Source organism: Clostridium sp. MB05, from assembly GCF_046581255.1.
In the GTDB taxonomy this organism is placed as follows: domain Bacteria; phylum Bacillota; class Clostridia; order Clostridiales; family Clostridiaceae; genus Clostridium.
The window spans coordinates 513311-526033 of sequence record NZ_CP174370.1 but is presented as its reverse complement, the minus strand read 5'-3'; the positions used below and the strand labels follow the sequence as shown (position 1 = coordinate 526033).

Annotated in this window: 14 protein-coding genes; 2 read left to right on the top strand and 12 right to left on the bottom strand. The window is 28.8% G+C overall.

Translation table 11 applies throughout. From position 1 onward, the window contains the following. The first annotated feature begins 1 nt into the window (after position 1). Together ACH36K_RS02590 and ACH36K_RS02585 are read left to right on the top strand one after the other, a co-directional pair. Positions 2-463 (top strand): PadR family transcriptional regulator, encoded by a 462-nt coding sequence (locus tag ACH36K_RS02590; protein ID WP_411169445.1) that lies wholly within the window; start codon positions 2-4, stop codon positions 461-463. Between the two features lie 77 nt (positions 464-540). Further along, complete coding sequence (locus ACH36K_RS02585; RefSeq protein ID WP_411169444.1) at positions 541-741, top strand: hypothetical protein; 201 nt, start codon at positions 541-543, stop codon at positions 739-741. A 175-nt stretch (positions 742-916) separates the two neighbouring features. Here ACH36K_RS02585 and ACH36K_RS02580 read toward each other — a convergent pair whose 3' ends face one another. The 12 genes from ACH36K_RS02580 to ACH36K_RS02525 all read right to left on the bottom strand — a co-directional run bounded on the left by ACH36K_RS02580 (position 917) and on the right by ACH36K_RS02525 (position 12669). Continuing rightward, positions 917-1105: a ferredoxin gene (locus ACH36K_RS02580; RefSeq protein ID WP_411169443.1), complete on the bottom strand. Its 189-nt coding sequence runs from the start codon at positions 1103-1105 to the stop codon at positions 917-919. Positions 1106-1176: 71 nt separating this feature from the next. Continuing rightward, positions 1177-2019, bottom strand: a complete 843-nt coding sequence (locus ACH36K_RS02575) for an Mrp/NBP35 family ATP-binding protein (protein ID WP_411169442.1) — start codon at positions 2017-2019, stop codon at positions 1177-1179. Between the two features lie 12 nt (positions 2020-2031). Beyond that, a complete protein-coding gene (locus tag ACH36K_RS02570) occupies positions 2032-2880 on the bottom strand; it encodes a hypothetical protein (protein ID WP_411169441.1) in 849 nt (282 codons plus the stop codon). 130 nt (positions 2881-3010) lie between these two features. Next, positions 3011-3463, bottom strand: coding sequence for a hypothetical protein (locus ACH36K_RS02565; RefSeq protein ID WP_411169440.1), 453 nt, complete (start codon positions 3461-3463; stop codon positions 3011-3013). Between the two features lie 108 nt (positions 3464-3571). Then, a complete protein-coding gene (locus ACH36K_RS02560; protein ID WP_411169439.1) occupies positions 3572-4969 on the bottom strand; it encodes a hypothetical protein in 1398 nt (465 codons plus the stop codon). A gap of 155 nt (positions 4970-5124) precedes the next feature. Next, the gene (gene rsmA, locus ACH36K_RS02555; protein WP_411169438.1) at positions 5125-5970 is read right to left on the bottom strand and encodes a 16S rRNA (adenine(1518)-N(6)/adenine(1519)-N(6))-dimethyltransferase RsmA; all 846 of its coding nucleotides are present in this window, start codon (positions 5968-5970) and stop codon (positions 5125-5127) included. Further along, positions 5970-6524, bottom strand: coding sequence for a ribonuclease M5 (gene rnmV / locus ACH36K_RS02550; RefSeq protein WP_411170647.1), 555 nt, complete (start codon positions 6522-6524; stop codon positions 5970-5972). Before rnmV ends, rsmA begins: the two co-directional genes overlap by 1 nt. Before the next feature lie 143 nt (positions 6525-6667). Next, positions 6668-7720: a 3D domain-containing protein gene (locus ACH36K_RS02545; RefSeq protein WP_411169437.1), complete on the bottom strand. Its 1053-nt coding sequence runs from the start codon at positions 7718-7720 to the stop codon at positions 6668-6670. Positions 7721-7978: 258 nt separating this feature from the next. Beyond that, a complete protein-coding gene (locus tag ACH36K_RS02540; protein ID WP_411170646.1) occupies positions 7979-8764 on the bottom strand; it encodes a TatD family hydrolase in 786 nt (261 codons plus the stop codon). Between the two features lie 164 nt (positions 8765-8928). Then, complete coding sequence (locus tag ACH36K_RS02535; RefSeq protein WP_411169436.1) at positions 8929-10545, bottom strand: Na/Pi cotransporter family protein; 1617 nt, start codon at positions 10543-10545, stop codon at positions 8929-8931. 325 nt (positions 10546-10870) lie between these two features. Further along, positions 10871-12412, bottom strand: coding sequence for a methionine--tRNA ligase (metG, locus tag ACH36K_RS02530; RefSeq protein ID WP_411169435.1), 1542 nt, complete (start codon positions 12410-12412; stop codon positions 10871-10873). A 29-nt stretch (positions 12413-12441) separates the two neighbouring features. Further along, positions 12442-12669, bottom strand: a complete 228-nt coding sequence (locus ACH36K_RS02525) for a DUF2164 family protein (protein WP_411169434.1) — start codon at positions 12667-12669, stop codon at positions 12442-12444. Positions 12670-12723 lie beyond the last annotated feature (54 nt).

The window sequence follows — 12723 nt, the reverse complement described above, 5'->3', positions numbered from 1 at the left end:
CATGGATAAGTATAATCTTCACTTAAGCAGTATAGAAGATATAAAAGAAGAGGAAAAAAGACTTCATGAAGAATATAAAAGAAAATTAGCAGAACTAAAAAAGATTCAAAAAGAAAAAGAATCTGTTGGCCAAGTATTTACTAAAGGGCTATTACCTATTTATGTTCTTCATATACTTACCACAGGACCTACTAATGGAAATGATATCGCAAATAAAATAGGCCAGCGTACAAATGGATTTTGGATTCCCAGTACAGGTGGAATATATCCTTTGTTAAAAAAACTTGAAAAAGATGAATATATTACTGGTGAATGGGATGATCCTAAGAAGAAATTTCAAAAGGTGTACTCTCTTACACCTAAAGGACTAAATGAATACAATACTAGAAAACATCTTCTAAAACCCAAAATAGAAGAAGCTTTAAAAGTTTTTAAAATAATATATAAAGATCTTTATAAGTAAAGTAGTTATATTCTCCTTATGTATTTTATTTATAATTTTACACAAAATAATATTAATAATTTCTAGGTGGTGTTATTTTGAAAGGTAAAATTATTGATTATAATTACTTTGAAGCATTTGTAGCATTGGAAGATGATACTGTTGTTAAAGTTCCTCTTTCTCAAGTAAGTGATTATTTAAGTATTGGTGCTTTTGTAAATATAAATTCAAACAGCTTAAGTTGTAATACTAATAGTAATCCTAAAATTACACAAGACAAATTAGTAGATTTTTTCTAATAAAAAATTTCGCCTATGCAATTTTGCTTATTCCGTCGTGTCATCCAAGTCATCGCCAAATTACATAGGCAAACTTCAAAACTGAAGGAAGGAAATTATAAAAAGCTATTCACATGGTAAGCTTCTTATAATTTCCTAAATAATAAAAAGATGCTTGATATCAAGCATCTTTTTATTATGAAACACTTATCGCAGTTACTGGACAACTTGCTTCAGCATCCTTAGCTTCATCCTCGTTGTCGCTAGGAACATCTGGAACCTTAGCTACTGCTTTCCCATCATCATCCATTTCAAAAACTGCTTCACAAATTGATGGACATAGTCCACATCCAATACAAATATCCTTATCTACATGAGCGTTCATATAATTATTACTTCCTTTCTTTTTTAAAATTCAGTAATAATATCCCCAGTAAATATAAATATTATGTATTGTTAGTATAAACCTTCAAAAATTAATGAGTATAAATCATTATTAATTACATACTCTTCTGCTGCTCCCATTTCTAAAGCTTCAGTTAAATCTACATTTATAGGTAGCTCTCCAAGTAAAGGAACTCCTAAATACTCAGCGTGTTCTTCTGCAGATTTTTTACTAAACACCCTCATCTTTGTGTCGCATCCCGGACAAAGAATATAAGACATATTCTCTATAACGCCTCTTATTGGTAATGGCATTTTATTTGCCATCGTTATTACTTTTTTAACTATCATAGAAACCATATCTTGTGGTGTTGAAACAATTATAAGTTCTGTTATAGGAAAACTTTGCATTACTGTCAATGTAATATCTGATGTTCCAGGTGGCATATCTATTAATAAGTAATCCAATTCTCCCCAAATAGTATCAGTAAATAATTGGGTTAATACACTTGTTACTATAGGACCTCTCCATACAACTGGATCATCTTCTTTTGGTATTAGTAAATTCATTGATAATACCTTTACTCCACCCTTAGACTCTACAGGATTATATTTAAAATTATTTTCATCTATCGGTTCTATCACTGCTCTTTTATCATTTATACCAAAAAATCTTGGCATTGATGGACCTGTTATATCTGCATCTAAAACCCCAACTTTATATCCTTTTTTTCTTAGGGTACTTGCTAATATACCAGTAACTGTAGACTTACCAACTCCACCTTTACCACTAATTATTCCAATAACATTTTTTATTTCACCGTACTTCGGCAATAGTTTTCCACAACCTTGTGAGCCTACTGTTTCTTTAGAACTACATTTATTTTTACTTGGACAAGTTGAACAACCTGACATAATTATTACCTCCTACCAGTTTTTTTCTACCTCTTTCGGAACATCTTTTTTTGAGTAAATATCAATGTTCCATTCTTTAAATTCATTTTCCCCAACTACATAGTAATAATCCTCTAATTTATTCTTCTTATCTTCTACTGTTATATTACTTTTATATACAGTTGAATTATGTCCTCTATTCTTAACCTTTATAACTATATCAAACTCACTCTCATTATTCTCTACCATTTCAACATTAGGAGTAATTTTCTTAGCTCTCTCTAAAAAGTCTTCTATATCCGCTGAAAAAATATACTTAAGGCAATCTATATCTCCTTGAATATCAATTCCAACCTTATTATTTCCATCATTAAGTTCTTTTTTCTTTCGATTCATAACTTCTAATATTGAGTTATAATATATGTATTCAAAATCTCTAGGCTTTCTTATAATAGACAAATTTTGTATTATGCTCTCATCTAATCTTTTAGATACTGTAAAGCTCATATTTTCATCATAAAAATTACCATCATAGGCACCTACTATATAGTTAAATTTTTTAACTTCATCACCTATTTTTATTTCAAATATGTAATCTGGTTGTAAATCAGATTTTTTTTCACTAACTTTTGCCTTTGATAAAAGTTCATACATACTTAATATAGCTTTATCGTCTGTTACAATAAATTTAAACGACTTATCCCTAACACTTTGAATACTTATAACATCTACTTTTCCACTTCCTAAGTAGTCAAAATAACCATTATCCCTCTTAAACTTACCCTTTATATTATCCATCACTCCACAGGATGTTAAACTAACCGATAGGATTATTACTAATATAGTAATTATATTTTTTATTGGCTTTTTCAATTGTATCATTCCCCTCTATTTAAAAAGTCAATAGTGTCCCTACAATAAATTATAATTAATTAGGAGAAGCATTAGCTTCTCCTTAACTATAAATAAATTATAATACTTTAATTCTTTAATAGCAAATTTTATTAAAGAATTATTGAAAACTCTTCGATATTGTATCAAAGACAACATTTATGCTATTTTTTTCTTTTCCAGACTTATAAAAATATTTGATTATAAGAACTTTTCCCTCTGAGTATTTTCTTATATAGTATTTATTTATGAATTTCTCTTTATTAATACTTACTATATTCCAAGTATAATCATAATCATCAACAACTATAATCTTAGCATCATTAACAGCAATATTCTCCGCAATATCTTCTACATCTCCAGTTATAATAGAAATATTGCCACTTATATTATTTTTATTATTAAAAATAATATTTATATCACTATTATAGCTTGTATTTTTTTCATCTATCTCCCAACCTTCTGGCAATGAAACTTTATATTTTCCTTCTCTCAATAAATGGTCATTAAATTTTTCTATATTATTATTTGAAATTGCAACTTTTCTTATATCATTTATAAATAAATTCTTCATACAAAGAATAAGAAACATTAGGAATAACAGTAGAGCCATTATATAAATTTTTTTCTTATTCATTTAATATACTCATTAGGGTTTGTAAGTACATTCTATTATTATACCTTACTGCATAGGTACAACAACAGTTGAATTTCTGAAATCATAGAACATTAGCCAGCATCCCATACCATCCCTAGTCTCATTACTTATCCAAGTTACAAATCCAGTTTTTCCCTCATAAGGCTGCTCATCTCTATTTTTCTTTCCTGGAATACCATATACTATATATTTTAAATTCCCTTCTTTATCACATTTGTATCCTAACATGAAGTTTCCATACTTTCTTATATATGGATAGTAATTAAGCATTGGATAATATGCTACAGTATATCTATTGTAGTTTGACATATTGCACATTTCGTGTAAATCATGTATTGGAATCTTATACCACTTACAGTATTTTATTTCTCTATACTCACTTCTACAACACTCAAATCCACTTGCAATTCCTTCAAAGTACTCTCCAACACTTCCTCTAATTTTAAATATATCTGAAGTTTCCTCTATTTTTTCTTCATATTCATCAAATTTATTCTTTTCTCTATTTAATGAATTCATACCATAGTAATTAGGATCAAAGCCTTTGTTTGCAAATGGATTTTGTCCATAGCCATTGTTTATAAATGGATTGTCTGTATTGTGATATTCCATTTTCATGTTCATTCCATTTTCACTTTGGTTAAATACTTCATCTGTATTTTCCTCTTCTACATTTAAAGTATAATAATTTTGATTTTCCTTTACGTAAGGCTTTTCTTCCCTAACATCTTCTTCTCTTATTTCTTCCTTTATTTCCTCTCTTATCTCTTCTCTTATTTCCTCTCTTATCTCTTCTCTTATTTCCTCTCTTGGCTCCTCTAATTCTTCTATTATTTCATTTACTTCTTCTACTATTTCTTCTTTTATTTCCTCTTCTCTATATTCTTCACACTTCTTATGCTCTTTTTTCTTATCGTCCTTTTTCTTCTCCTTCTTCTTATCCTCTTTTTTCATATAATCCATTTTATCTTTTGAATGATCTTTTGCAGATTTAACCATCTTATAATTCTTCCAATTATCTCCCGGTTGTTCTCCATTTATAAATCCACACATAATAATTATAGGCATTTCATTTTTCATTTTAGCTATTGCAGCCCCTGATATTTTATCATAAGATAGTCCTAAGCCTGCTATGTCATCAACAGAATACTCCTTTGTTATTTCTGCCTTTCCCCCATCTGATATAGTGATTTTACCCAAGTCTACTATTTTCTTAGTATCTTTTTTATTGCATATAGCCATAATGCAATAATCATCACCGTCATTTCTTAGATTTTGAGCATAAAATGAAATTTTACATCTATCACCTTTTGCCTCTATCTTTGAATATCCTGATAAGGTTTTGTCATTAGAGCTAGAATAGCCTCTCTCATCTTCTTGTAAAATAATAAAATTTCTATACAATTTATTTAACTGCGACAAACCTCTAGAACCTCCACTTTAGATTAATTCAATACATTATATGCATAGTATAGCTAAATATGTTAAAAATAAAACTCGTGAGATTATTTGATATTACACCAAAATTCTCACGAGTCAGAAATAATTTTATTTCTATATAAACTTATTTAATATAGTTACTTTAACTGCTCATTTATTTTATCTGCTAAATTAGCAAACTCCTGTATAGTTAAAGTTTCGCCTCTTCTTTTAGGATCTATATCTGCATTATTGAATGCTAGCTCTAATTTTTCCTTACTTAATCCTATATTTTTTACACCATTCCAAAGAGTTTTTCTTCTCATATTAAAAGAACTTCTAATAATGTCAAAGAATAATTTTTCATTATCTAACTTTACTTTCGGTTCTTGTAGCTTATCTAATCTTATTACTATAGAATCTACCTTAGGTCTTGGTATAAAACATTGTGGTGATACTTTTCTTATTATTTTAGTATTACAATAGTATTGAACTAATAATGAAAGAGCACCATAATCCTTATTTCCTGGCTCTGCATTCATTCTTTCTGCCACTTCTTTTTGTATCATTATAGTCAATGACTTAAAATTATAACTTTCCTTTAATAATTTAACTATTATAGGGGTAGTAACATAGTAAGGTAAATTAGCAACTAATTTAACGCTTTCTTCGTTTCCAATTATATCATTAAAATTAACTTTTAATGCATCACTATGTATTAATGTGAATTTAGGGTTATCCCCTATTTCCTGATTTAAAATTGGTATTAAGTCATTATCAAGCTCTATTGCTACTACTTTTTTAGCCTTATTTAAAAGCTGTGCTGTTAAGGTCCCAACTCCTGGGCCTATTTCTATTACTAAGTCATTTTCATCAACTTCTGCTCCTAATACTATATCTCTTGGTACAGAATCATCAATTAAAAAGTTTTGTCCTAGACTTTTAGAAAATTTAAAATTATATTTTTTAACCAACTCTGCTGTTTTTATATCTTGTATTTCCATTATCTACTCACCCCTAAGCTTTCTTCTATTTTTTCTATTGCCGAAATAAATTCCTCTTTAGTTATAGAATATTTATTTAATCTGTTTAACATTTGATTTGCATTTCCATATCCTATTCCTAATTCTTTTCCTAAAATAATTCTTCTTCTTTTTGAATCAATATCACCTGTTAGTTTAAAATGAAACATATCTTCTGATGTATATACTTCTTCAACTACTTCTTCTGATATCTTAGCTCTATTTAAAGCTTCTATAATAACTTCTGGAGTTGCATTTTCAACACCTATATCATCACCCTTTATGCCGTCCTCTTGGGCTATATATGCATGTTTTATTCCTTTTACTCTTTTAGATATTATACTCCTAATCTTTTCTCCTGCAAAATCAGGATCTGTTAAAACTATTACACCTTTTCTTCTTTGAGCTTCTTTTATTCTTTCTATTACTTTTGCATTTATTCCAAATCCGCCTACAGCTATAACTTCAGCATCAACTGCCTGTTTTACAGCAGTTATATCATCTCTACCTTCAACAACTATAACTTCTTTAATCAAAATATTAACTTCCTTTCCGTTAATAAAAGTAATTTCCTTATCTTTATTTATTATATCCAAATAATAATTTATCCCTATAAGCTTATTATGTCAAATTAATTGCAAAATAAAAGGATGCTCTAACTTTGAGAGCATCCTCTATTTTACCATTCTCCTGGATAAGCTAAAATATAAACAGGAACATTATATTTTCTTCCCCAACTATTATATGCTTCTTCTTGAGAATTAACATATACATCAATGATATTTCCTTTTATAGCACCACCAGTGTCTGCAGCTACAGCCTTTCCATATCCCTCTACATATACTAAACTTCCTAGAGGGATAACCCTTGGATCAACTGCTATAGTACTTATCCCACTTGGATCTCTTACAGGTACAGTTCCTGTTGCTGTAACTCCGCCTCCACTATATGCAGTAGATTCACAATATATTACGCTCTTATAATTTAATAGTTGACCATCTCTACTTGCAAGGGTTTTTCTTGTTCCTTGCACAACTATTTTGTTAACTGGTTCTGCTACCACTTTGGAACTCTTAATTTCTCTAGAGAACTCCTTGCCATTTTTGTAAACTATTTCATAATTTACTTCTTTTTCTCCTGAAGTTCCATCTTGTCTTACTTGTTCTAGTCCACTATCAAGGCTTGAATCAGACTCTATAACTACATCGAAACCTATAGATTCTTTAGCTAACTCATTTTTCACTTCAACCTTAACAAGGTTAATTTTTAATTCGTCTGAAATTTCTGAATTTAATGTAGGGCTAATTTCATCTATTCCTTCATTAAATTCAACACCTTGATTCTTAAGTTCTTCTTTTTCTGCATCTAGCATTTCTTTTATAGTATCTTCTGCAGTATCAATCTTTAATTGTTTATCTCCTACAGTAAGCTCTACTGAAACAACTCTTTTAATAGCTATTGTATCGCCTTCAGATACTTTACTATTTAAAGCTGGTTGAACTTTATCTTTAGGGCCAATTTCTACCCCGTTAGTATTCAACACATCTTTAACAGTCCCTTTATATGTGACAAAAGTCTTTTCTTCTCCGTCTATTTTCATTGTTATTGTCTTTCTCATACTTATGAACGTCACTGATAGAATAATAGTAGCTACTATAGCGCCTATCAGTATTTTTGCCTTTGGACCGTTAGAAAAATTATTTTTCAGGTATTCTTTATATTTTTCTACCATCTACTTTACCTCCCTTGGCAAGAGCGTCTTTTGAATTATAATTGAAATAAACATTTTTGTCAAATTGAGACCTCTTGCATTAATGAAACTGCGAATAAATGCATACTATGCATACTAAAATATAAATTATAAATTATAAATAATAGCCAAATTGCAGTTCTTTATCAAAAGTAGATTGTTCTTTATTCTAATTTCATCCTTGTGTATCAATAATTATCAATTGTAATTTTTTTCAAGTTATTACTTTTTTATTGTACTTTATATATTATTTCCAATCAACCTCTTAAAATTATCATTTACAGCTAAATTTACTTCTTTTGGGTCTAAATCTTTTATTACAGCAATTTGTTCTATTATATAAGCTATATAGTCTGATTTATTCCTTTTTCCTCTATTTGGCGATGGAGCCATATATGGACAATCTGTTTCAACTAGTAGCTTTTCTAGTGGGACATGCTTAACAACCTCTATTATCTTCTTTGCATTTTTAAATGTTACTACTCCAGTTATACCAATATAATACCCTAATTTTATACACTCCATAGCAAATTCCGTGCTTCCTGAAAAGCAATGCACTATCCCCTTAACATTAGGAAACTCTTTTATTATTTCTAAAGTATCTCCATGAGCATCTCTATCATGAATTACAACTGGTAGATTTAACATTTCTGCTAGTTTCATTTGTTCTCTAAATACTTCTTTTTGAATATCTTTTGATGGATTTTCGTCCCAATAATAATCTAATCCAATTTCTCCAATAGCTATTATTTTCTTATTTTTTTCAATTAAACTTACTATTTCTCTTTTAACATTTTCATTAAACTCATTTGCATTCTCTGGATGTATCCCTAATGCTCCGTATATAAAATCTTTTTCTTCAGTTAACTTATTAGTTTTTTCTATACTTTTATAACTTGATGCACAATTTAAAATTCCTATAACTCCATTATCTTTAATTTGCTCTAAAACATTTTCTCTATCTTCATCAAAAGCTTCATCATCATAATGTGCATGTGTGTCGAATATTACATACTTATTTTCCATCATAATTCCTCCAATTTTATCCCTAAATTATTATAAATATTATTATATTACAAAAAATCATATAATACACACTTTATATACTCTTTACATTAAATAAATATAAAAATATAATTTCATAAATAGTAAAAAAACCTGCTTAAATAGCAGGCTTTTTCATTTATTAATTATTTTATTTTATGCTTTTTTCCTGAATTCCCAATATTATTTGCATGATCCCCTATTCTTTCTAGATTACTTATTAAATCTAAAAATATTACACTAGAAGCTGCGGAACAAGACTTTTCATTTAATCTCTTTATATTATTTTCTCTGAACTGCTTTTCTAATTTATCTATTTCGTCTTCTATTTGTTCTATTTCTTTCGGTGCAACTAACATCTTACTATTATAACTTTCAATAGCTATTTCAATAGCTTTCATAGTTTTACCAAATATAATTGATAACTCTTCTTTTGCACTTTCTCCAAGATGTATGTTTTTATTAATTTTTTCTATAGCTAAATCAGCAATATTTTCTGCATGATCTCCTATTCTCTCTATGTCATTAATTACATGATAAGTTGAGCTAAACAATTTTATATCTTCTTCTGGCAACTCTAATTGTGATAATTCAACTAAGTAATCAGTTATATCTTTTTCTAATGCATTAATTATCTTTTCATTTTGATAAACCTTATCTACTGATTCTACATTATTTTCTGTAAATGCATTCATCGCTAATGCTAAGTTTTCTTTTGCCTTAGTAGCCATTCTTAATGTTTCTTTAAAAACTTGTCCATTTGCGACGATAGGGGTTTCTAATAACTTTTTGTCTAAGTAAATAGCTCCTTCTTTTTCTATTTCAGCATCTCCTGGAAGTATTTTATTAACTATTTTAACTAAATATGCTGATAACGGTAATAACAATACTGTAACTGTAACATTAAATATAGTATGTGCATTAGCAACTTGTCTTGCTACGTTAGTTGGATCAGTTGCTGTTACTAATCTTATAAATGGATCTATAAATGGGAAGAAAATTATAGCTCCTATTGTGTTAAATAACAAGTGCACTAGTGCGGCCTTTTTAGCTGTTCTATTAGCTCCTAATGATGCTAATATAGCAGTAACACAAGTTCCTATATTACAACCTAATATTACAGGAAATGCTAAACGCATATCTATAGCTCCTGTTGTTGCTAAAGCAACTAAAATACCTGTAGTTGCTGATGAGCTTTGTACAACAGCTGTCATTCCAAGACCTGCAAGTAATCCTAGGATACTATTATCTGCAACTACTATAACAAATTCTCTAAACCAACTTGCTTCTGCAATAGGCTTCATAGCACCAGACATTACGCCCATACCCATGAATAATATACCAAATCCCAATGCAATGCTAGCTAAATCTCTAACTCTTTTCTTTTTAGCTACAAGTAATACTATTGCTCCTGCTCCTATAAATAATGGAGCAATTGCATCTAAATTAAATGATACCATTTGAGCTGTAATAGTTGTTCCTATATTAGCTCCCATTATTACTCCTGCAGCTTGAAGTAAATTCATTAATCCTGCGTTTACAAAACTAACAACCATAACAGTTGTTGCACTTGAGCTTTGTATTATAGCAGTAACCCCAGCTCCAACCAGTACTCCTATGTACTTATTACTTGTTAGTTTTTCTAATATTGATTTTAATCCTTCACCGGCAGCATTTTCTAAGCCATCACCCATAAGTTTCATTCCGTATAGGAATAAGCCTAGTCCACCTATAAGACCTGTTAAAATAGAAAACTTGTCCATTAATGTTTCTCCTTATACATTAAATAATTTTCAATTGTTAATGTGTTAATATTCTATTAACAAAAATACTATACAACTATTAATTAGAATTGTAAATATTAATAATATCGAAATTTAATTTTATTAATAAAATTATTTTTAATGCTAGGAAAAGGTTACTAATTTATTCATATTTTATTTATTTTTTTGACACATTACTGTCATATTATTAATGTATTATAATACTTGTAAAGTAGTTAAAGCATTATTATTTACCCCTAAAACCATCTAATGGTCCCTAGATTAAATTATTCCCCAAAGTAATTTAATCTAGGGTTTTTCCTTTTTATTTTATTTTTTCTTCTTTTAATCTTTTAACTTCTTCAAAGGCCCTTCTCTTATCTATTTTATCAAATAACACCTCTAACTCTGATACTTTGCCACTTTTCTTTTCTACATAACTCCATATAGGTTCATCTAAATCTAATGCTTTTCTAATTTTTTCACATGTATTTGGAATAAATGGCTCTAGCAAATTAGATAGGTTTATAACTGCTTGAATACATTCATATATTGTATTTATACACTTTTCATTATTTTTTTCTTTTTCTACAAATAATTTTTCATCATTAAAATACTTACTTATCTTTTTAATAAATGACAATATTTGCGAAAGAGCCTTTTTGAAACTTCCTTCTTCTATACTATCTCCTACATCAAAATATAAATTAAGCACTTCATTTTTAAAATCCTCTGATACTTTTCCATTTGGTATATTAGAATTATACTTATCATGAACAAGTTCAATTGTTCTGTTAACAAGGCCTCCAAAGCAATTAACCAAATCTCTATTTACTGTATTTATAAAATCCCTCCAAGTAAAATCGGTATCTTTAACCTCTGGCGAATTTAAGGATAAATAATATCTAAAAGTATCAATATTATAATTGCCAACTATATTGTCACCCCATATTGCCCAATTTTTAACTGATGAAAAATTTTTTCCTTCTAGCTTCATATATTCGCTTGATATTATTCTTAAATTAGGATTCTTTATTCCAATCCCTGCTAATATAGCTGGAAATATAACTGTATGGAAGGGTATATTATCTTTACCATGAACAAAGTAAATTCTTGAATCTTCTCCTTGCCAATATTCCTTCCAATCTTCATTTCTTTCCTCTAAACACTTCATGCTAGCAGTTAAATATCCCATAACCGCCTCAATCCAAACGAATATTTTTTTATCATCATATCCTTCTAAAGGAACATCTACTCCCCAATTAAAATCTCTTGTTACAGCTCTATCCCTTAAACCCTCATCTAAATATCTTTTTACTATCTTTTGAGCATTTTCTCTCCAACCTTTTTGCCTAATTAAAAGTCTCCTAACATCATTTTCAAATTGCGAAAGTGAAAAGAATAAATGCTTTGTTTGTGTAACTAACTTTTCTTCACAATAAGGACACTTTTCTTCCATATATGCCTTAGGTAAAAACTCATTACAGTTTTCGCAATATTTTTGATCAATTTCCTTTTCATATATGTATCCCTTTTTATATAAATCTAATATAAACTCTTTAACCTTATTCTCATGATAGGTAGAGTGAGTTTTAGCAAATATATCAAGAGAAAATCCTAAGTCATCAAAACACTTTTTAAATTCATTATGATACTTAACTACAGCATCCATAGGGGTTATTCCCTCTTCTTTAGCTCTCATAGTTACAGGAGTTCCGTGACAGTCTGTTCCTGACAAGAACACAACATCATCTCCCATAAGCCTATGATATCTTGCAATAATATCTCCTGGGAGTAATACTGCTATTCTTCCTAAATGTAGTGGCCCATTTGCATATGGCCATGCATTTCCTATAATAATATTCATAAATATCCCCTCACTATTTTCTTATTGCTTTATTTTTGTATTCCAAGTAAATCTTCTGCTCTATCTATAATATATTTATAAGAGTCTTCTATCCCCTGATTATAAAATTCTACTGCTAATTTATCCATAAAGAAATCCAGTATCATATTTGATGCTAAATCACCTAATTCCTCATCTCTTTCTTCATAGAAATAGGTTTTTATTTCATTCTTTAAAGCTTCTCTTTTTTCTTTAGATATATCGAATGTTTTTTTCATATCAATGTCTCCTTATTATAATTATTTTTTTATAAAAATTTGAGGATAGGTTCC

What these genes read in the sequence shown, in the direction of transcription:
- ACH36K_RS02590 (WP_411169445.1), top strand. Translation starts at nt 2, where the DNA reads ATGGATAAGTATAATCTTCACTTAAGCAGTATAGAAGATATAAAAGAA.
- ACH36K_RS02580 (WP_411169443.1), bottom strand. Translation starts at nt 1,105, where the DNA reads ATGAACGCTCATGTAGATAAGGATATTTGTATTGGATGTGGACTATGT.
- ACH36K_RS02575 (WP_411169442.1), bottom strand. Translation starts at nt 2,019, where the DNA reads ATGTCAGGTTGTTCAACTTGTCCAAGTAAAAATAAATGTAGTTCTAAA.
- ACH36K_RS02570 (WP_411169441.1), bottom strand. Translation starts at nt 2,880, where the DNA reads ATGATACAATTGAAAAAGCCAATAAAAAATATAATTACTATATTAGTA.
- ACH36K_RS02565 (WP_411169440.1), bottom strand. Translation starts at nt 3,463, where the DNA reads ATGAAGAATTTATTTATAAATGATATAAGAAAAGTTGCAATTTCAAAT.
- rsmA (WP_411169438.1), bottom strand. Translation starts at nt 5,970, where the DNA reads ATGGAAATACAAGATATAAAAACAGCAGAGTTGGTTAAAAAATATAAT.
- ACH36K_RS02545 (WP_411169437.1), bottom strand. Translation starts at nt 7,720, where the DNA reads ATGGTAGAAAAATATAAAGAATACCTGAAAAATAATTTTTCTAACGGT.
- ACH36K_RS02540 (WP_411170646.1), bottom strand. Translation starts at nt 8,764, where the DNA reads ATGGAAAATAAGTATGTAATATTCGACACACATGCACATTATGATGAT.
- ACH36K_RS02535 (WP_411169436.1), bottom strand. Translation starts at nt 10,545, where the DNA reads ATGGACAAGTTTTCTATTTTAACAGGTCTTATAGGTGGACTAGGCTTA.
- metG (WP_411169435.1), bottom strand. Translation starts at nt 12,412, where the DNA reads ATGAATATTATTATAGGAAATGCATGGCCATATGCAAATGGGCCACTA.
- ACH36K_RS02525 (WP_411169434.1), bottom strand. Translation starts at nt 12,669, where the DNA reads ATGAAAAAAACATTCGATATATCTAAAGAAAAAAGAGAAGCTTTAAAG.